Annotated in this window: 13 protein-coding genes; 7 read left to right on the forward strand and 6 right to left on the reverse strand. The window is 63.4% G+C overall.

The window, feature by feature from the left end; all coding sequences use genetic code 11:
- Nucleotides 1–11 precede the first annotated feature (11 nt).
- From KY495_RS18860 to KY495_RS18870, 3 genes are all read right to left on the reverse strand, one after another.
- Complete coding sequence (locus tag KY495_RS18860; RefSeq protein ID WP_219880878.1) at nt 12–2,906, reverse strand: TonB-dependent receptor; 2,895 nt, start codon at nt 2,904–2,906, stop codon at nt 12–14.
- A 321-nt stretch (nt 2,907–3,227) separates the two neighbouring features.
- Nucleotides 3,228–3,644 (reverse strand): KGG domain-containing protein, encoded by a 417-nt coding sequence (locus KY495_RS18865; RefSeq protein ID WP_219880879.1) that lies wholly within the window; start codon nt 3,642–3,644, stop codon nt 3,228–3,230.
- 224 nt (nt 3,645–3,868) lie between these two features.
- Nucleotides 3,869–4,822, reverse strand: coding sequence for a DMT family transporter (locus KY495_RS18870; protein ID WP_219880880.1), 954 nt, complete (start codon nt 4,820–4,822; stop codon nt 3,869–3,871).
- A gap of 246 nt (nt 4,823–5,068) precedes the next feature.
- Here KY495_RS18870 and KY495_RS18875 point away from each other — a divergent pair, with 246 nt between their 5' ends.
- From KY495_RS18875 to KY495_RS18900, 6 genes are all read left to right on the forward strand, one after another.
- Nucleotides 5,069–7,726: a TonB-dependent receptor gene (locus KY495_RS18875; protein WP_219880881.1), complete on the forward strand. Its 2,658-nt coding sequence runs from the start codon at nt 5,069–5,071 to the stop codon at nt 7,724–7,726.
- 102 nt (nt 7,727–7,828) lie between these two features.
- Nucleotides 7,829–9,349, forward strand: a complete 1,521-nt coding sequence (locus KY495_RS18880) for a tryptophan halogenase family protein (RefSeq protein ID WP_219880882.1) — start codon at nt 7,829–7,831, stop codon at nt 9,347–9,349.
- Between the two features lie 317 nt (nt 9,350–9,666).
- Complete coding sequence (locus KY495_RS18885) at nt 9,667–10,905, forward strand: ABC transporter substrate-binding protein (RefSeq protein ID WP_219880883.1); 1,239 nt, start codon at nt 9,667–9,669, stop codon at nt 10,903–10,905.
- Nucleotides 10,906–10,912: 7 nt separating this feature from the next.
- Complete coding sequence (locus tag KY495_RS18890) at nt 10,913–12,421, forward strand: tryptophan halogenase family protein (RefSeq protein ID WP_267876160.1); 1,509 nt, start codon at nt 10,913–10,915, stop codon at nt 12,419–12,421.
- A gap of 78 nt (nt 12,422–12,499) precedes the next feature.
- Entirely contained in the window at nt 12,500–13,528 is a 1,029-nt protein-coding gene (locus KY495_RS18895; protein WP_219880885.1) for a LacI family DNA-binding transcriptional regulator, read from the forward strand.
- Between the two features lie 113 nt (nt 13,529–13,641).
- The gene (locus KY495_RS18900; protein WP_219880886.1) at nt 13,642–15,009 is read left to right on the forward strand and encodes a GH1 family beta-glucosidase; all 1,368 of its coding nucleotides are present in this window, start codon (nt 13,642–13,644) and stop codon (nt 15,007–15,009) included.
- Nucleotides 15,010–15,019: 10 nt separating this feature from the next.
- On the opposite strand, the gene KY495_RS18905 is transcribed toward KY495_RS18900, so the two are convergent.
- The 3 genes from KY495_RS18905 to KY495_RS18915 all read right to left on the reverse strand — a co-directional run bounded on the left by KY495_RS18905 (nt 15,020) and on the right by KY495_RS18915 (nt 18,481).
- Nucleotides 15,020–15,451 carry a hypothetical protein gene (locus KY495_RS18905; protein ID WP_219880887.1) on the reverse strand — a complete coding sequence of 144 codons (432 nt, stop codon included), beginning with the start codon at nt 15,449–15,451 and terminating at the stop codon, nt 15,020–15,022.
- A gap of 92 nt (nt 15,452–15,543) precedes the next feature.
- The gene (locus tag KY495_RS18910) at nt 15,544–16,752 is read right to left on the reverse strand and encodes a cation:proton antiporter (protein ID WP_219880888.1); all 1,209 of its coding nucleotides are present in this window, start codon (nt 16,750–16,752) and stop codon (nt 15,544–15,546) included.
- A gap of 94 nt (nt 16,753–16,846) precedes the next feature.
- Entirely contained in the window at nt 16,847–18,481 is a 1,635-nt protein-coding gene (locus tag KY495_RS18915; RefSeq protein ID WP_219880889.1) for a murein L,D-transpeptidase, read from the reverse strand.
- 121 nt (nt 18,482–18,602) lie between these two features.
- On the opposite strand from KY495_RS18915, the gene KY495_RS18920 reads away from it, so the two are divergent.
- Nucleotides 18,603–20,756, forward strand: a complete 2,154-nt coding sequence (locus KY495_RS18920; protein ID WP_219880890.1) for a bifunctional diguanylate cyclase/phosphodiesterase — start codon at nt 18,603–18,605, stop codon at nt 20,754–20,756.
- Nucleotides 20,757–20,907 lie beyond the last annotated feature (151 nt).

Genomic DNA, 20,907 nt, shown 5'->3' on the forward strand with positions numbered 1-20,907 from the left:
CACGGCATCCGTCAGAACTTGTAATTGGCGCCGATGACAACTGAGCGCCCAAAGTAGTAACGGTAGTTCGGCAGCAGCATCGACTTGTCCGGCGCATTGTCGCCCGGCGTGACCCGGTTTTGCGTGGAGCGGTCAAAGACGTTATACACCTGCAGCAGCAGCGACAGACCCTTGTAGGTCCCATCCTGGAACTCGTAGCCCAGCTGCGCATCGGCCACGCGGTCGGCATCTTCTTCGCGCGTGGTGGCGGTCAGGAAGATGTCACGCTTGGTGGCGGTGAAAGCGGAGCGATAGCGCTGGCTAAAGCGCGCCGAAAAGCCTGCCCGCTCGTAGTACACGGTGGCGCTGCCGGAAGTGCCGGACAGGCCATTGAGCTTGATCTCGTCACCTTTCTTGTCATACAGCGCGCTATTGAGCTTGGAGGCACTCACGACCACGCCGAAGCCGTCCAGCATTGGATGGACCATGCCGCCTTCCAGCGCACCGGCCAGTTCAATACCTGTCAGCTTGCCGCCTTCGCCGTTGGCTGGCCGTTCCACGGGGCCGAACTGCTGCACCACGACTTCTGGCGGGACGTTGGGCGGACGTGGAATGTTGGAGTTATCGCGCGCCACCGTCTCCGTGAACACATAGCTGTCCAGGTTCTTGCGGAACGCAGCGAGCGACACGTAGCTGCGCTTGCCGAAGTATTTTTCAAGCGACAGATCAATCGATTTCGCGCGCCATGGCTCGAGCTCGGGATTGCCCGAATAGGCGGTGCGCCACTTGCCCTGGTCGGGGCCCTCTTCGATAATCACGGTCGGGGTGCTGGAGCCGGCACGCATGTCAACGATGTTTGGCCGCGCCAGCGTCTTGGCCAGGCCAAAGCGGGCAATCCAGTTGCGCGGCAGTTCGCCCACCAGGTTCAGGCTTGGCAGGAAATCGGTATAACTGGCGCCACCGCTGCGCGCAAACAGCTGGTTGATGTCGGGGGTGGCGTTGTTGCCACGGTATTCCCAGCCGGTCGAATTCTGCTCGGTCTTGATCGCCTGCAGACCCACGTTGCCGCGCAGCGGGATGCCCATGACTTCGGATTCGATATCGAGCTTGCCGAAGGCAGTGAGCACCTTTTCGTGGACGCCGGAGTCGTTGTCCACTTTTTGTGCGAACAGGGTCTGCTGGGTGACGGTGCCGGCGCTCACCAGCGACGGAACGTCGTAGCGGATCAGGCCCGGAATGCCGGCCCACGACATGTCGATTGGCGCGCGCAGGGCACTGGCGGGGATATCGCGGATGTAGTTGCCGTTGGCGTCGCGCTGCATGAGCAGGCGCGTTTCATTCTTGGCCACGTCCTTGTCGCGCCTGGTCAGGTTGACGCCGGCGCTGAAGTTGCTGAAGAAGCCGTCCAGGCGCCGATTGAACGAAATGCGCGCCGATTTGAGTTCGTCGCGGATCTTCGGGTTGCGGATGGCACCGGTGTAAGCATCCTGGTCGCCCACGAAGTCAAAGCCCTGCTGGTCACCCAGCTTGACGATGGCGGGGTTGGACAGGTAGTCGCTTTGCTGCGGGGTCCAGGTCTGGCGCCCGCCATCGACCGGTACATGCCAGCTGAAGGCGCCGTAGGCCCAGCTCTGGGTCGCGCTGTCATAGGGCGCCGCGTAGGCTTCGTTATAGCTTTCATTGCGGTCGCTGCGCGACATGCTCACGTCGGCCACAGCCTGCCAGGCGTCGTTCAGGCGCAGGGCGGTATTCCAGCCCAGGGCCTTGATGCTGTCCTTGCGGCGCGTGTCGAAGTTGCCGGTGGTGACGGGCATCTTGTCCGCCGTTGCGCTTGTCGTGAACGTATTTTGGCCCACCTGGGTCAAACCAAGATTGGACAGATTCGGCGACACACCGCCGCCCCAGGTGGCGAACATGCTCGACAAGAACTTGCCGCCGACTTCGTGGGTGTCAAAGCGCGAGTAGTACAGGTCCAGCTGGCTGTGCAGGTCGCGGTTGGGCTTGTATTCCAGCACTGCCATGAGGCCGTCGCGGGTGTTGCGCTTGGTGGACGATGTCGCGGTCCAGAACATGGGGAGCATCGAGTTGCCCGTCAAGCCTTCGGCGTAGGGATGCTTCGATGGGGCGTTGCCCGTGACGGGCAGACCGTAGGGCGAAAAATCGCCGTACATTACCAGCTCGGTTTGCTTGACATTGGTGGCCACGTCTAGCCGGGCGAAACCGGCGGCAATGCCGAAGGTGTTGTTCATGAACTGGTCGACATACGACAGGCTGAAACGCTTGCCAATGGGGGAGGCCACGCCGTCCACCAGGTTGCCGTTGGAATTCTTTTCGCCGCGCAGGTTGACGGACATCTGGCGGCCGCGCGTGTCGAGCGGCTTGCGGGCGCGCAGGTCGATGGTGCCCGACAAGCCCTGGCCAATCAGGGTGCCGTCCGGCGTCTTGTAGACCAGGGCCGATCCGATCAGCTCGGAGGGGAACTGGTCATACTCCACCGTGCGCGCGTCGTTGGAGCTGACAATCTCGCGGCCATTGAGGAGCGAGCCGGAAAACTCCGGCGACAGCCCGCGAATGGAAATGACATCCACGCGCCCGTCCGGGCCCCGCTGGCCGGTCACGCCCGGCAGGCGCGAGAGCGACTCGGCAATGCTGGCGTCGGGCAGCTTGCCCAGTTCTTCCGCCGACACCACTTCCACGATGGAATCGGAATTGCGCTTGGTAGCGACGGAGTCTTCAATACTGCGCCGAATGCCGGTCACCACGACAGTAGTGGTCGCGTTGCTTGCCTGCGCCTCGGTGGCGGTTTCCTGGGCCTGGGCGCTGCCGCCGGTGACGAGCAGGCATGCGCAGGCGGCCGCAATCGGACTGAGTCTGAAATGCGGGCGCACAGCGGCGCGAGAATCAATAGCTGTGCTGGATTTGTTCATGTTCTCTCCATGTAAATGTCGCTGGCAAGGCGCCGCGGACGGGACGTATGGAAGCGTTTCCATAATGTATTTTCGCAAAGATACACCAAAAGATCAGGACTGCCAACAAGAGTTTGGAAACGTTCCCACAGAGTGCAAAAATGCAACAACGGATGCTGCATGTGCACAATGCGGTCTGAGGAAGAAAAGCGCCGGAGGACCGCGCAGGCAGGGGCGGCAGGGAGAAAAAAAGAATAGCCCGCGAGAGCGGGCTATCCGTACTGCACGGTGCTGGTGAGGCACCGCTTACAGGGCCGGCATCACCCGGCCCAGGAGGAAAGTCTACCTGGAGCGCGATCCCGAACCGCCGGCGTTGTTACCGCCGGAAGACTGATTGCCGCCGGACTTGGCGCCGGCACCGGCGCCGGAATCGCTTTGCTTGCTGCCGGCGCCGGCCGAACCGCGCGAACCGCTATTGGCGCCGCTCTGCTGATTGCCGCCGCTGTGGCTGCGTTTGCCGGCTTCGCGTGCCTCTTCCGGGGTGAACTCGTGGGCATTGCCGGATGCGTGCGCTGCGCGCCCGCCTTCGGCAGCAATTTCGCGCTGACGCTGCGGATCCATGGAGGCGAAACCGCGAGTGGACGTATTGCCGCTCTGGTTGTCGCCGCCCTGGTTGCCACCGCGGTTACCGCTGTTGCCGCCGGACTGGTTATTGCCCTTGTTACCGCCTTGATTGTTGCCGCCCTGATTGTTAGCCATAATCGTTCTCCTATTGATATTTTTGTTGATACTCACGCGAACATGCGGTGTCGGAACCGACACGTGGCGATTCCGAGTGTCTCCATAGTAGGCGAGCGCCAGAGCCAGTTGAGTCGGCCGGAAAGCAGTACTCATGTAGGAATAGATAACGCGTTTGTCCGCGCTTCAACCTACAACATTTAGGGCCAGCAATGATTGAAAAAAGAAAGTGTTTCAGGTAGATATTACGCATGCAAGGGGCGCGCCCGGACTGCGTGGATCCGCACTGACCAGGTCACGCCGATGGCGAGCAAGGCCATTGCGGCAAGTTCCAGCATGCGCGGCCATCGCTGCGCGTGGATGAAGCCATACAACAGGGCAAACATGGTTTCGAACAGGATCAGCTGGCCGGACAGGGTAACCGGAACGCGGCGGCTGGCAATGTTCCACAAATGGTTACCAATCACCGAGGCGCCAAGCGCGAGCAGGGTGTTGGTGACCCAGAATAGGGTCCAGTCGCGGCCGCTCGCGGCGCCCGCTGCACCGGTAATATCCCCATGCCAGATGGCCATGCCTGCCAGGCTCATGACGAGGGCAATGGCGCCGCTGGCCAGGCCGTACAGCGCCGACCATTCGGCACTGGTGAAATGCGGCGTACGTTTGAGGTAGCGCGCATTGTCGACCGTGTACCAGCTCCAGCACAGCAAGGCCCCGGTCGCGCATGCGATCCCGAGCACGGTACGGGCCGGGTCTGCGGCGGCGCCGCGCGCGGCATGCAACACGTCCACATTAATGCAGGCAATGCCGGCGCCCACTACCAGCAGGGGGCCGGCCAGGGCGCGCACGTGCACCGCACCCTGGTCATTGCGGCCAAGCAGTGTAACGGCGATGGGCAGCACGCCGATGATCAGCGAAGTGGCACTGACGCCGGCCAGCGTGACGCCCATGGCCAGCAGGATGTAGTACACGATATTGCCGGCCATGGCGTGACGCACCAGTGCGGCGTAGTCGCTGCGCCCGAGGCGCGCGGCCAGCTTGCCCAGGCGCGGCAGCATCAGGCCCAGCGCGATGGCGCCATACGCAATGTAGCGTCCCAGCGCCAGTTCCACCGGCGAGAAGGCAGGAAGCATCCTGGGCACGATGAACACCATGCCCCACATCGCCCCGGCCAGCAGGCCGCACAGCACACCCATCCTCATAACTTGTCCCCTTGTCGCACCGGCGCCAGTGTCGCATGTTGTTAAGCGAAATCTTTTTATTAAATCATTGAAAATGTGTCGTTGACACTGAAAAACAATGAGTGATATATTTTGTCATCAATTGGGAGCGTTTCCAATCATTGGGAAGAACGCACTGATTGGGCCTGCCAGGTGGGATAATCCTGTGCCGGTGCGCGGCAGCAAGAACAATAACGACAAAAACAAACGACAAAATTGGGAGACGCGATGTTGCAACTGAATACCAAGCGCACATTCATCAGCCTGGCCGTGGCCAGCGCCTGCAGTCTGGGCAGCACGTCTGCCCATGCGCAGACGGCAAGCCCGCCGGCACCGGGCGATGCCGCCAGCGGCGAAGAATACGTTCCCGAGATCAAGGTCACGGCGACCCGCTATTCAACCTCGCTGCTCAAGACCCCGATCGCGGTGACGGCCTTCAGCCAGGACAGCCTGTCACGCATGGGCGTGACCAGCGCCAAGGACCTGGCCAATGAAATCCCGAACGTCAATATCCAGCAGACGGGCGACTCGGCGGTGCAGATCACCATTCGCGGCATCACCTCGTCCAACACCACCGAAATCGGCGACCCCGCGGTCGGCTTCCATATCGACGGCCTGTACTCGCCGCGGCCCCAGGGCGCGCAGGCACTGATGTTCGACGTGGAGCAGGTGGAAGTGCTGCGCGGCCCGCAAGGCACCTTGTTTGGACGGAACTCGACGGGCGGCAGTGTCAATGTCATCTCTTCCAAGCCCGACTTCAACGGCAATTACGGCAAGGCGGAAATCGACCTTGGCAACTACAACAAGAAGCAGATCAACGTCATCCAGAATATCGCGGTCAATGACAAGCTGGCCGTGCGCGCCGCCTTTACGCGCGTGGTACGCGATGGCTATGCCAACCAGATGCAGGACATGCGCGAGGCGAACGACCCGGCGCGCGGCTGGATCCCGGACGGCATTCCCGACGTGGACCAGCGCTGGAATACGCCGGTCAACAAGCAGGACTTCTACACCAACCAGGACTCGTATGCGGCCCGCCTGGCCGCGCGCGTGCGCGCCACGCCCGACCTGACCCTGAACGCGGCCTTTGAACTGTTCCAGGACAGCAGCGCCGGCGGCACCAGCTTTGCCGACTGCGAGCAGCGCGCCGGCACCCGCTACGCCTGCACCGGCGGCGAATTCGACCTCTTGATCAATGTGCCGGGCAAGACCGACATGTCGATCAAATCGCTGCGCGGCGGCGCCAGCTGGAACGTCAACCAGCATACCAGCCTTGACTACAATTTCATGGTGGCAGACCAGCGCCGCTTTCAGATCTACGACGCCGACAAGGGGCTGACCGCCGCGCTGCCATTCCAGATCAGCGCCGACTATCCGAACCGTCCGGATGCGAACAACTGGGGTACCTGGCCGCTCGATGACCGCTACCAGGCCACCTGGGATTCCAAGTACATCTCCACCGTGCAGGAACTGCAGCTCAAGCAGCAGTTCAATACCTTGCAGTACGTGGCCGGCCTGTTCTGGATGCACGAAAAGAACCAGATCAATTACGAGGTGGTGGATTTTTTCCGCAAGCCGCATGCACTGGCTTCGGGCGCCTTCTACGCCCAGCCGAACCGCCAGGTCGATGCCAAGGCGGTCTTCGCCCAGGCCGACTGGCGCTTTATGCCTACCTGGGTTGCCACAGCGGGGGCGCGCTACAGCATTGACAGCAAGACCGACAAGGATGGTTTGAACCTGGGCGGCTGGTGGGGCCAGAAGGAGTTCTACCGCGGCACCTACGACCCCGGCACGCCGAATACGCCGGGCTACCGCATCCCGCAAGGCTACGACCTGGGCCCGCGCGTGGGCGGCAGCTTCGAGGCCTACGAACTGTATGGCAAGCCATCACCCAACGACCATTCGGAAGAATGGAAAAAGGTCACGTGGCGCCTTGGCCTGCAAAAGCAGGTCACGGAAAACCAGATGGCCTACACGGCACTGTCCACCGGCTACAAGGCAGGCGGATTTGGCGACCGGGTCGACAGCTGCGGGGGCCACACCTGCCTCGATGGCAAGCCGGGCGTGGAGACCTTCCTCCCCTACAAGCCGGAACTGGTAACGAATCTGGAGTTCGGCTACAAGGGCAAGTTCATGGATAACCGACTGAGTCTGTCGGCAGTGGCGTTTGCCATGCGTTACCAGGACCAGCAGCTGACCGGTACCTATTTCGTCACCAAGTACCTGCCGCCGGATGGCCAGCCTTGCGCTGCCGATCAGCCCAAGTGCGACGTGTATGAGACCTGGCGCACGATCAACGTGGGGAACACCCGCATTTCGGGCCTGGAGGTGGAGTGGGACTACAAGCCGTGGAAGGGCGCCAGGATTGGCGGCGCTTTCTCCAACCTGAATACCTCGATCCGCGACTACGGGGCCTACAGCGACGATTACCTGTGCGAGGAGCGTATCGAATTCGATCAGGAGCGCTGCCCGGCGCCGTTCGCAGGTCCCGGTCCCGACAGCGGCAAGCGCCTGTACGACGTGACCGGCAACCGCCTGCCGAACGCGCCCAAGTACACCTTCATGCTGCATGGCTCGCAGGCGTTCAACCTGGCCAACGGCATGAAGATCACGCCGTACGTGAAGGTGAACTGGCGCGACAAGGCGTACTTCGACGTGCGCAATGACGAATTCCGCCACATTGGCCGCTTCCAGAAGGCGTATGCGGTGGGCGACGCCTCGATCCGGCTCGATGCCAGCGAAGGCAACTGGCATGCGGAAGCCTATGTACGTAATATCAGCGACAAGCGCGCGAAAAACTGGGGTGGCAGCGGCCTGGGCGCCCAGATGATCGCCAGCTACATCGAGCCGCGCATGTTCGGCCTGCGCGTGGGCGTCAACTACTAAGCTTATCTGCCTGTTCGCGGCCTGCATGGCGCGCTGGCCGATGAGGTCTTGCCTGGCAGCGGACCCCATCGGCCTTTTTTGCATGGACTGCGAGGGGAGTCAATGAAGGACAAGCACATTCGCCAGGTCGTGATCGTGGGCGGCGGCACCGCCGGCTGGATGACGGCCGCCGCACTGGCGGCGCTGCTGCCGGGGCTCTACAGCTACCGGCTGATCGAATCGGATGCCATCTCCACCATTGGCGTGGGCGAGGCCACCATTCCCAGCATCCGCAACTTCAATCTGCACCTGGGGATTGACGAAAACGACTTCCTGCGCGCCACGCAAGGCACTTTCAAGCTGGGAATCGAATTCGTCAACTGGGGCAAGCTGGGCCACAACTATATCCACGGCTTCGGCTCGGTGGGGCGCGACCAGCCTACCGCCAACTTCTTCCATTACTGGCTCAAGATGCAGCAGATGGGCCATGCCACCAGCCTGGAACCGTATGCCATCAACACCGTGGCCGCGCGCCTGGGGAAGTTTAGCCGGGGCCGTCCCGACCTGCCCAATTCGCCGCTGGCCGACATGTCGTATGCCTTCCATTTTGACGCCGGGCTGTACGCGCGCTACCTGCGCAGCTACAGCGAGGCCCGCGGCGTGCGCCGCACGGAAGGGCGCATTGTCGGCACGGCGTTGCGCGCCAGCGACGGCTTCATCGAGGCCGTGGTCATGGAAAACGGTGAGCGCATCGCGGGCGACTTTTTCATTGACTGTTCCGGCATGGCGGGCCTGCTGATCGAGCAGGCGCTGCACACGGGCTACGAGGACTGGAGTCATTGGCTGCCGTGCGACCGCGCCATTGCTGTGCCGTGCGAGTCGCATGGCCCGATGCCCGCGCTCACCCGCGCGACTGCGCATGCCGCAGGCTGGCAGTGGCGCATTCCGCTGCAGCACCGCACCGGCAACGGTCACGTGTTTTCCAGCCGCTTCATGCAGGCCGGCGCCGCCGAGGAGATCCTCATGGCCAACCTCGATGGCAAGCCGTTGGCCGCACCGCGCCTGCTTACCTTCACCACCGGCAAACGCAGGAAGTTCTGGAACCGGAACTGCGTGGCCATCGGCCTGGCCGGTGGCTTCATGGAGCCGCTCGAGTCAACCAGCATCCACCTGGTCAAGACGGCGCTCATGCGCCTGATCAGCTTTTTCCCCGACCGCGCCTTTGAGCAGGCCGATATCGACACCTTCAATCGCCTGTGCGACAAAGAGTACGAGCAGATCCGCGACTTCCTGATCTGCCACTACAAGGTCAGTGGGCGCGACGATTCCGATTTCTGGCGCTATGTGCGCGACATGGCCGTGCCGGAGACGCTGCAGCGCAAGCTCGACCTGTTCGCCAGCCGCGGGCGCATCGTGCGCGAGAACGAGGAGCTGTTCCCGGAAGACAGCTGGCTGCAGGTGATGCACGGGCAGGGCATGCGCCCGCGTTCATACAACCCGGTGGTGGACCAGCGCGCGCCCGAAGATATCGCCGACTTCCTCAACAGCACCGCGGCGGTGATCCGCAAATGCGTCGATGCCATGCCGGGCCACGAAGCGTTCATTGCCGCCCACTGCCGCGCGGGCGTCAAGCAGGCAGCCTAGTGTCCTGAATTGCAGATTCGTTGAATAAATATGACGAGAATCGCCCCGATCCTGCGTCGCAAATGCGCGCAAGGCCTCGGCCTTGCTGTGCTTTGCTCCTTGACTCGGGCCGATTTCGTCACATTTATTATTCAACGAACTAGCAATTCAGGACACTAGCGCCGCGCTGTCGAACGGGTGGGGCACGCCGGCAGAGGCGAATGCGCATGCGGCAGCTGCGCGTTGACACCCAAATTCATTGGATGATATAGTCAAACCCATCATTTGGAAAGCCTTCCAAAATACGCCGGCACAGACCTGCAATCTCAGGAGACGCGATGTACACAGTAGCAAAGTTGGCGGGAGCGGCGCTGCTGGCCGCCGCCTGCACGGCAGCCCACGCCGGCAATCCCCGGCCCGAAGTGATCCATTGGTGGACGTCGAGCAGCGAAGCGGCGGCCGTGCGCACGATTGCGGACGCTTATCGCAAGCAGGGCGGCGTGTGGAGCGATTCGGCCATTGCCGGCGCCGACCAGGCGCGCGCGGTGGCCATCAACCGGATCGTCGGCGGAAACCCGCCCATGGCGGCCCAGTTCAACACCACCAAGCAGTTCACCGACCTGGTGGAACAGGGCATGCTCAATAATGTGGACGACGTGGCCGCGCGCGAAGGCTGGGACAAGTTCCTGCCCGCGCCGATCCTCAATGTCATTCGCGTCAATGGCCATTACTATGCGGTGCCGGTCAACATCCACATGCAGGCCTGGATGTGGTATTCCAAGGCCGCGTTCCAGAAAGCGGGCATCAGCAAGGAGCCGGCCAGCGTGGACGAACTGTTCGCCGCGCTCGACAAGCTCAAGGCGGCAAAGATCATCCCGCTGGCCCATGGCGGCCAGGCGTGGCAGGAAAACATCCTGTTCCTGTCGATGCTGGCGCATGTGGGCGGGACCGACCTGTATCTGAAAGTGCTGCGCGAGCGTGACCCGGCAGCGATCAATTCGCCCGCCTTCCGCAAGGTGCTCACCACCTTCAAGCGCCTGCAATCGTATGTCGATCCGGGTGCACCGGGGCGCAACTGGAACGATGCCACGGCGCTCGTCATCAGCGGCAAGGCAGGCATGCAGATCATGGGCGACTGGGCCAAGGGAGAATTTGCGGCCGCCCGCATGACGGCGGGGAAGGAATACGGCTGCATCGCGGGCTTCAATGCCAGCTCGCCCTACCTGATCCAGGGTGACGCCTTTGTGTTTCCCAAGACCGGCAACGCGCAGCAGATCAAGTACCAGAAGCTGCTGGCCAGTACCATCGTGGCGCCAGCCACGCAGGTGTCATTCAACAAGCTCAAAGGATCGATTCCGATCCGGGGCGACGTTGACGCGAGCAGCATGGACCATTGCGCCAGGATCGGCATGCAGATCATGAAGGACCGCACGCGTCACGTGGGCATTGGCGAGGTGTATCTGACGCCGGACCAGAACGGCGCCATGCAGGATGTGCTCACCGCCTTCTGGAACACGCGCATGCCGGTCGAAAAAGCCCAGAAAGGAATCGCCGCCGCGCTCAGGAACGAGCAGTGAGGGCGCCGTGAACGAGCCGATCGGCGACATTGTCATTGTCGGCGGCGGCACCGCGGGCTGGATGACGGCGGCGGCGCTGTCGCGCTTGCTGCCGGCGGGCCACCGGATTCGCCTGGTCGAATCGGACCAGATTTCCACCATCGGCGTGGGCGAGGCGACCATTCCCAGCATCCGCGCCTTCAATCACATGCTGGGGCTGGACGAAGACACGTTCATGCGCAACACCCAGGCCACATTCAAGCTCGGTATCGAGTTTGTGAACTGGGGCCGCGAAGGCGACTCCTACATCCACGGCTTCGGCCAGATTGGCCGCGACCAGGCCGTGGCCAGGTTCTACCAGTACTGGCTCAAGATGTACCAGGCGGGCGAGGCCGACGAGCTGGGCGCGTTTTCCATCAACACCCTGGCGCCGCGCCACGACAAGTTCATGCGCCCGCCCACAGACATGCCCAATTCCCCGCTGGCCGACATCGCCTACGCATTTCATTTCGACGCCGGCCTGTACGCGCGCTACCTGCGCGGCATCAGCGAAGAGCAGGGCGTGGTGCGGGTGGAAGGGCGCATTGTGGGCACCCGCCTGCGCCAGGGCGACGGCTTCATTGAAGCGGTGGTCATGGAACACGGCGAGCACATTGCGGGCGACCTGTTCATCGACTGTTCCGGCCTGGCCGGCCTGCTCATTGAACAGGCGCTGCATACCGGCTTTGAAGACTGGCGCCACTGGCTGCCGGCCGACAGTGCCATTGCCGTGCCCTGCGCCGGCAGAGCGGCCCTGGCACCCTACACGCGCGCCACTGCGCGCAAGAGCGGCTGGCAGTGGCGCATTCCCTTGCAGCACCGCACCGGCAACGGCCATGTCTTTTCCAGCCAGTTCATGAGTGCCGACGAAGCCCGGTCGATCCTGATGGCCAGCCTGGACGGGGAGGCGCTGGCCGAGCCGCGCCTGATCCGCTTTACCACCGGCAAGCGCAAAAAGGCATGGAACCGCAACTGCGTCGCCATTGGCCTGGCGGGCGGCTTCGTGGAGCCGCTCGAATCGACCAGCATCCACATGGTGCAGACGGCGATCATGCGCCTGGTGAGCTGCTTTCCGGACCGTGGTTTTGCCCAGGCCGATATTGACCTGTTCAACGCCCAGAGCGACGAAGAGTATGAGCGCATCCGCGACTTTCTCATCATGCATTACCACCTCAACGCGCGCGCCGGGCAGCCGTTGTGGGACTACTGCCGCAGCATGGAGGTGCCCGAGACGGTGCGCGAGCGCATTGCCCTGTACCAGGGCCATGGCCGCATTTTTCGCAAGGGCGATGAGCTGTTTGCCGATGCCAGCTGGCTGCAGGTGATGCACGGGCAGGGCTTGCGCGCCAGTGGCTACCACCCGCTGGTGGACCAGCGCAGCAAGGAAGATATCGCCGCCTTTCTGGAGGCAGTGCGCAAGACGATCGCGGCCTGCGTGGCGGCCATGCCGGGCCACGCCGAATACGTTGGCGCGATGTGCCGCGCGCCGCTGCGCTGAAGGCACAGCCGGCGCTTGTCGCGCTGCGCTCCTTTGCAGTATCCTGTCTCCTTTGATGACGGACGAAAGATCAACCAGGTGGCAACCCTAAAAGATGTAGCGCAGCTGGCCGGCGTGGGACTTGGGACAGCCTCGCGCGTCGTGAGCGGCAAGGGCGCGGTCTCGCCCAAGACGCTTGAGCGCGTGCGCAAGGCAATCGCTGAACTGGACTTCCAGCCCTCGCATGCCGCGCGCTCGCTCATGTCGGGCAATTCGCAAATGGTCGGGGTCTATATTCCCTTCCTGTCCGGTACCTTCTATACCCCCATCCTGCAGCTCATTTATGCCGAATTGCGCGCTGCCGGCCTGAACATGGTGGTGGGCTTCGGCACCGGTGGCCTGGACCAGCGCAAGCAGGCGGTGGAAGGCATTGAATTTTTGCACCAGCGCGGCTGCGACGGGGTGCTGGTCATGAGTACGGCCCTGCTGCAGGAAGATATCGCGGCCCTGGGCCCGCGCGCTGCCCGCATGGTGCTGCTCAATCACCGCCTCGATGGCATGGCAGAGCGCTGCTTCACGATCGACCATACGCTCGGTGGCCGGATGGCCGCGCGCACGCTGATCGACAACAAGCACCGCAAGATCGCCGTGATTGCCGGCCCGGACGAAGCGGCCGACAACCTGGAACGGGTGCAGGGCTTCATGGACGAACTGGCCAGCGCCGGCATTGATCCCGCCAAGGTATGGTGCGTGAAGAGCGATTTTTCGCCAGACGGCGGCTGGCAGTCGGCCGCGCAGCTGCTGGCGTCCGGCCACGATTTCACGGCCGTGTTTTGCGCCAATGACGAGATGGCGGTCGGGGCGCTGTCGTACTTCCAGCAGGCCGGGATCAATGTGCCGGGCGACGTGTCGGTGCTCGGCTACGACGACACCCACACGGCCGAATTCACGGCGCCGCGCCTGAGCTCCGTGCGCATGCCCTGGACCGAGATGACCTTGAATGGGCTGAACTGCCTGCTCAATAGTTGCTACGGCATGGATCGCCCATGCAATCATGACACGGTGGTCAGCGTGACCCAGCGTGCGTCGGTGGCAAAAGCCAAGGCCAGGTCCGCGCGCGCCAGATAAGTTCCCACCCCTCAAAAAACCGCCCTCGGCCATGCATGGGCGGTTTTTTTTGTGGTAAAGTGGAAGCGATTCCAATTTAGTGGCAGGCAACTTCCACCCTTGATGACGCGCCCATGACCAATTACCCATCCGCTCTTCGCACTCCCTTGTCCCGCGCCGACTTTGGCCCCGGCTTCCAGTGGGGCTGTTCCACGTCGTCATTTCAGATCGAAGGAGGCGCGCAGGCAGGCGGACGGGTGCCGTCGATCTGGGATACCTTTTGCGAGCAGCCCGGCGTGATCCGGGACGGCTCCGATGGCAAGGTCGCGTGCGACCATTATCACCGCTGGCCGGAGGACATGGACCTGGGCAAGGCAATGGGCTTGAACGCCTACCGCTTTTCCATTTCCTGGCCGCGCATAATGAGCGCGCCGGGGGCGGCGCCCAACGAGGAGGGCCTGCAGTTCTATTCGGACTTGATTGACGGGGTGCTCGCACGCGGGCTGGTGCCGTGGGTGACCTTGTACCACTGGGACTTGCCGCAATACCTGCAGGATGCGGGCGGCTGGAGCAGCCGCGACACCGTGGCTGCCTTTGTCCACTACGCCGATGTGGTGACGCGCCGCCTGGGCAGCCGCGTCAAGCACTGGATCACGCATAACGAGCCATGGTGCACGGCGATTCACGGCAACTTCGACGGCATGCATGCCCCGGGCCTCAAGAGCCTGCCCACGGCGCTGCAGGTGTGCCACCATGTGCTGCTCTCGCACGGGCTGGCGGTACCGGTGATCCGCGCCAACGTGCCCGGGGCCAGGGTCGGTATTGCCCTGAGCCTGCATCCGGTCATGCCCGCCAGCGACACGCCGCAGGACCTGGAAGCAGTGGCGCGCCATGACGCCTTTCGCAACCGCTGGTTTCTCGACCCCTTGTATGGCCGCGGTTTTCCGGCCGACACGCTGGCATTGATGGGCGACGCTGCCCCCGTCATGCAGCCGGGCGACGTGGAAGCGATCGCCGTGCCGACCGACTTTTTGGGCGTGAACTATTATTTTCCCGAAGTGGTGCGGCACGATCCGGCCGGTGGCTTTCTGGCCACCCGTGTGATCCATCCGGAAGGACGCGAGCGCACCGACTTTGGCTGGGAAGTGGCGCCGCAGGGCATGACCGACCTGCTGCTGCGCATTGCGCGCGACTACCAGCCGGGCGAAATGTATGTGACGGAGAATGGCTCGTCGTATGATGATGTGGTGCAGGCCGATGGCAGCATCGAGGACCACGCGCGCCGGCATTACCTGGTGCGCCATCTGCAGGCCGTGCGCACGGCGCAGGAACAGGGGGTGCCGGTCAAGGGGTACTTCGCCTGGAGCCTGCTCGACAACTTCGAATGGTCGGAAGGCTACCTGCGCCGCTTTGGCCTGGCCTACGTGGATTTTGCCACCCAGCGGCGCACCCTGAAGCTGAGCGGCCAGTGGTACCGCGACTTCCTGCACGGCGCCGCCTGACGGGCGCTGGCTACACGGCGTGCCACACCTGGGCCAGGCCGGCCAGGTGCACGGCGCCAAGGCCGATGCAGATGAGGGAACTCCACACCAGGAAGGGCGTGGCCTGGTGCCGGGCGAACAGCAGCAGCGGCACCACGGCCAGGCCGCGCAGCAGGTAGACGGCGGTGATCCCGACCAGCGCCGCCTTGAGCTGCGGCAGGGGCGCAATCACGCCCGCCCCGGCCAGGGCATACGCCGACCAGGTGGCCAGGACCAGTGCAATGAACGCCGTCACCACGGCCGGGTAGACCCGGCCTGCGGCATCGGCCCTGGCCATGCTGTCGCCGGCGCCGAAAAAGCGGTACCAGGGCGCGCCGCCGACGATGATCCCCACATGGAGCAGGGCGGCGATCGCGCTCAGGATGGCCGCAACCACCAGTGGCAGGTTATAGTGCGTGGGCATGATGGCAGTGTCCGGTCGGGTTGCACGATGTGCATGCGGCCATGCCCATGCAGCTCCCACATGCTAGCAAAAAGTCAAGCATCGCGCTGGCGCTATGTCTTCCTGAAAATGAGTTCCTGCATGCGCTGGAGCTTGGGATAGACCAGCGGCACGGTCAGCATGGTGCTGCCGATGGCCATCAGCAGCAGGGCGGTGAAGGTGTCGCTGGTAATGATCTCTTTGTCGAGCAAAATATTGCAAAAGATGATCATGATGAGGGCCTTGGTCTGCAACAGCCAGCCGATGATCGATGCCTCGCCCTTTTGCCACCCGAGGATGCGGCCAGCCATGTGGGCGGCCGCCAGTTTGCCGGCGACCGAGGCGACCAGCAGGACGGCGGCGGCCAGGAACACGGCGCTGCCGCCCACGGACCAGTTGGTGCGCAGACCGGTACTGAGGAAGAACACGGGCATGATGGTCAGCAGCACGTGGTGGCGCAGCAAGTCCATCTTTTTCTGGTCGAACCAGTGAGCATCCATGACGGCACCGGCCAGGAAGGCGCCGACCATGTAGTGCAGGCCGGCCCAGTCGGCGGCCAGGCCGCAGATGGCAAGCCAGATCAGTGCCGCGAACCAGCGGTCCGGTTCCTGCATCCTGACCATCAGCTTTCTGAATGCCCAGGCGGCCACGATGAACACGAGCAGGAAGGCGCCCTGGCGTCCCACGCGCGTCCAGTCCAGCAAGATCAGCGCCAGTACGCCCCAGATGGCAATATCGTCCAGGCTTGCGTAGCGCAGGATGCGCTGGCCAATGGGCTGGCGCAGCACGTCTAGCTTTTCCATCAGCAAAATCAGGATGGGCAGTGCGGTCACGGCGCAGGCCATGCCGATGCCCAGGATGAATTGCCAGGTCTGGGCCTGGGGGCCGATCCACCCGCTGTAGAGCAACATGCCCATGGCGGCCAGGCAGCCGCTGGCCAGCGGCACGCCCAGGGCCAGCGAGGAAGTGACCAGGGTTTCGCGGCGGTGTTCCCAGGCCGACACCAGATCGAGTTCGATGCCTGCGATCATGACAAAGATCATCACTGCCCACCAGGCAATGCCATTGAGGGTCTGGATGACGGCGGGATTGAACACGAAGCTGTAATACTCGGGAAAGGCCGCGCCCATGACGCCGGGGCCAAGCAGGATGCCGGTGATGATCTGCACCACCACCAGCGGCGCGTAATAATCGGTGCGGCCCACGCGCCAGATCAGGTAGGGAACCGTGAAAATGAGCAACATCGCAATGAGGAATATTTCGGTGGTACTCATCGCATGCATGGCACATCCCTGAAGTTGAATCGAGAGATTATAGCCAAATACTCAAGGTCTGGAATCGCTTCCTTGTTTGCATGGGGAATCTAGTGTTGTCGCCCTACTGAGGCTGGCGCCGCGTGAGGGCCTGTTCAAGCTGCGCATCGCGCCGGTAGATGTCGGGCGAGAAAATGGCCTGGCCGTCGCGGCCGGCAATCGCGGTGGCATAGAACAGCACCACGGGAATGGTGGTCTTGAGGCTGACCGTCTTGCTCGGGGTGCCAGGCGTCATGGCATGGGCGATGGCCTGTTCCGTCCATTCGGGCTTGTCGGCCAGGACGAATTTGGCCAGCGCATGCGGCTGTTCCACCCGGATACAGCCATGGCTCAGGTCGCGCCGGGTACGCTTGAACAGCTCGCGCGCCGAGGTCGAGTGCAGGTAGATATTGTCCGGGTTGGGCATGGCAAACTTGACGGCGCCCAGGGCATTGATGGGCCCTGGGCGCTGGCGGATGCGATAGGCGCCGCTGCGCGCAGCGGCCAGCGTTGCCGCGTCGATGTGCTGGGTGGGGGCGCCTCCCTTCACGGGCACGAGCTCCATATTGTTTTGCACCAGGTACTGGCTGTTGCTGGCCATCTTGGGAAGCAGTTCGCCGCGCGCGATGCTGGGCGGGACGTTCCAGTAGGGGTTAAATTCCAGGTAGCGCATATGGCCCACGAACAGCGGGGTCTGGGTCTTGACGGCGGTGCCGACGATGACCCGCATTTCCAGCGGTGGCGGGCCGCCCGTGACGCCATTGCTGATCGCCCACAGCCGGTAGGCCGGCAAGTTGACGGCCACCACGGGACCGGCGGAAAAATCGGGCAGCCAGCGCAGGCGCTCCAGCGTCAGCTCGAGCTGGCGCACGCGCGTGGCCAGGGGCGTATTCAGGGCGCCGATGGTGTCGCGCCCGAGCACGCCGTCGTCGAGCAAGCCATGGCGTGCCTGGAAGCGCTTGACGGCCGCGGCCAGCTCGGCGCTGTAGACGGTGTCCGGCCCGGCCGGGGCAGCGTGGCCCAGGTCGCCCAGGCGCTGCAGCTGCGCGCGCAGCAAGTGCGCCTCGGCGTACGCATCGCCACTGTCCACCCGGGCTCCCTTGTCGAGCGGGGTCAGGGTGATGGCGGGCTGCCTTGCCAGGGCCCGGTAGGCCGCCAGGGCCTGCTTGATGAACTGATACAGCGCAATGCGCGGTTCGGCGCGCGCGCCTGCCGTGGTCAAGTTGTCCTGGGCAATGGCCTGGCGCAGCTGCTCGACCGGATCGAACTGTTTCAGGCGCGGATCGGCGCCGGCCGTATGGTATTCCGAGCGCACCCGGCCGACCCGCAGATCGGCCAGGAAGTGCAGCATGGCCCGGGTAAGGGCGACATCGAAGCTGGCATCGTCCGGCGTGGCGGCGCGCAGGCGCTGTTCCAGCACGGCGGCCTGATAATCGGACGGGGCCAGGCCCTGGCTGTCGGCGCCCTGCAGCAGGGCAACGGCGGCCGCGGCCCTGGCGGGGCCGTGTTCCAGCCACACAGGGGTAAACGCGCGGGGCGCGTAAAAGCGTTCCAGCCAGTCGCGTTCGTCATATGGACGCTCGGCACGCGGCGCAGCCTGGCGCGCCCCGGCGGCCAGGCTGCGGATGTCGTCGGCAGGGGCGGCGCGCGCCGTGGGCACGGTCAAGGCAAGGAGCGCACTGACGGCCAGCGCAACAAAAGGTGAAAGGCGGGTAGGCATGGGAATGGAAATTGGGCGGCAGGCAAAGCAGCAGTGTAGGACCTGATTGCATGTAAAGCAATGACGCCACGGCGATGTCGGCTGCGCACCACGGGAACTTTGACGCGAACAGGCTGGTCATATGGACAATCTCCGGGGCGTTTCCATGGACCATGCTGAGCAGGGCACGACACAACGGCTATCCGCGTTTATCCGCGGTAATCTCGACGCCATCCTGACGGCGTGGGATGATTTTGCCCGGAGCCTGGCCTCGGGCCGCCATGTGGATGCGGCCGCCCTGCGCGACCATGCCGGTGGCATGCTGCGCACCATCGCCGACGACCTAGACAACGCCGAAACCGTCGAGGAGCAGCACGACAAAGCGCAGGGCAGGGGGGCGCGCACGGGGCTCGAGAGCCAGGCCGCGCAACACGGTGCAGCGCGCGTGGCCAGCGGCTTCACGTTTGACGAAACCTTGTCGGAGTTCCGCGCCTTGCGTGCCAGTGTGCTGCACCTGTGGGCCAAGGCCAATGGCCAGGCCGCGTACATGCCGCTGGACGACACGGTGCGCTTCAATGAAGCCATCGACGAAGCCCTCACCGGCTCCATGGAGCGCTACGCGCTCGATAAGGCCGAAGCGATGCGCCAGTTCGACACGCTGCTGTCATCGTCGCCGGACTTGCAATGCATTCTCAGCCCGGAAGGCCGGTTCACCTATCTCAACAAGACCTTGGCGCAACTGTTCGCCCGTGAGGCGGAGCAAGCCGTGGGCAAGCAGCTGGGCGAACTGTGCCCGGCGCTGGCGGCGTCGCTGGAGCGCGACCTGGCGCAGGCACTGACGTCGCAGGCGCCGGTGCGCGGCGAAATCCGCTGTTCGGCCCAGCCTGGTCCTGCCGTCACCTATCGCTACGTCCTCATGCCAGTCATCAATCAGAACGGGGAAGTTGCGTCGGTGACGGTCACAGCGCGCAACATTTCGGAACTGAAGGCATCGGAAGACAAGATCTTGCGCTATGCCTACTACGACTCGCTCACCGACCTGCCTAACCGTATGCTGTTTCGCGACCGGCTGGAGCAGGAAGTGCGGCACGCGGGGCGCACCGGGCGCAAGATCGCCGTGCTGTATATCGACCTGGACGGCTTCAAGGAAGTCAACGACCGGTTTGGCCACCAGGCCGGCGACAAGGTATTGCAGGAAGCGGCGCGCCGCATCAGCGGCCAGGTGCGCGTGAGCGACACGGTGGCGCGCCTGGGCGGCGACGAATTTACCGTGATCCTGACCGAGGTGGGCAAGGTGAGTTATATCGATGCCCTGGTGCAGGACATTCTCAGGGCACTGGCGCAGCCCTTCGAGATCGATGGCCACCAGGCCAATATTTCCGGGAGCATCGGCGTGGCCCTGTTTCCAGACGACGGCAGCGGTCCGGAAGACTTGATCCGCAATGCCGACCAGGCCATGTTCGCAGCCAAAAAAAGCGGCCGCAACGGCCACAGCTTTTTTACGCAGACCATGCGCGATTCGGCATGGGCGCGCCAGTGCGTGCTGCACCAGCTGCGCCACGCGGTTGCCGATGAGCAGTTGCGGGTGCATTACCAGCCCATCGTCAGCATGGCAACGGGCGCCATCGTCAAGGCTGAAGCGCTGGTGCGCTGGCAGCATCCGGAATGCGGGCTGGTGCTGCCTGACGCGTTCATCGGCCTGGCAGAGGAGTCTGGCTTGATCGGCGCCATCGATGCCTGGGTGCTGGAGCAGGCGCTGGGGCGGGCGCATGCCTGGAGCGCCATGCTGGGGACGCCGTTCCAGGTCAGTGTCAACAAGTCGCCCAGTGACTTCATGGTACGCACCGGACCGGGCCAGAGCGACGATCTTGCACGGCTGTTGCAAGCCGGCAGCACCGTGGCGGTCGAAATCACGGAAGGGGTCATGCTGAGCGACTCGCCGGGCGTGCGCGCCAAGCTCAGGCAAATGCACGATGCCGGCGTCAAGCTCACCATTGATGACTTCGGGATTGGTTACTCCTCCATGGCCTACCTGAAAAAGTTCAAGGTGGACTTTCTCAAGATCGACAAATCGTTCGTGCGCGACATGATGGAAAGCGTGGAAAGCCGCGTGTTTGCCGAAACCATCGTGCTCATGGCGCACCGGCTGGGCCTGGAGGTGATTGCGGAAGGGGTGGAAACGCCCGAGCAGCGTGACTGGCTCAAGGCTGCAGGCTGCGACTTTGCCCAGGGCTTTCTGTATTCCGAGGCAAGGGACGTGCCAGGCTTTGAAGCCTTGCTGGGCGCCGGGCGCTGACCGCATCGGTGGCATTTTGTGGCGGGCGACGTGCCAATTTGTCTCCTTTGCACCAAAACTGTGCCTTTTTGAGTACATACGTGACATTGTTTCCATGTTAATGTTTCTAGTTCGGAAATGGAACGCCGACATGCTCCCTGTGCGCGGGGAA

It is taken from the genome of Massilia sp. PAMC28688 (genome assembly GCF_019443445.1).
In the GTDB taxonomy this organism is placed as follows: domain Bacteria; phylum Pseudomonadota; class Gammaproteobacteria; order Burkholderiales; family Burkholderiaceae_D; genus Telluria_A.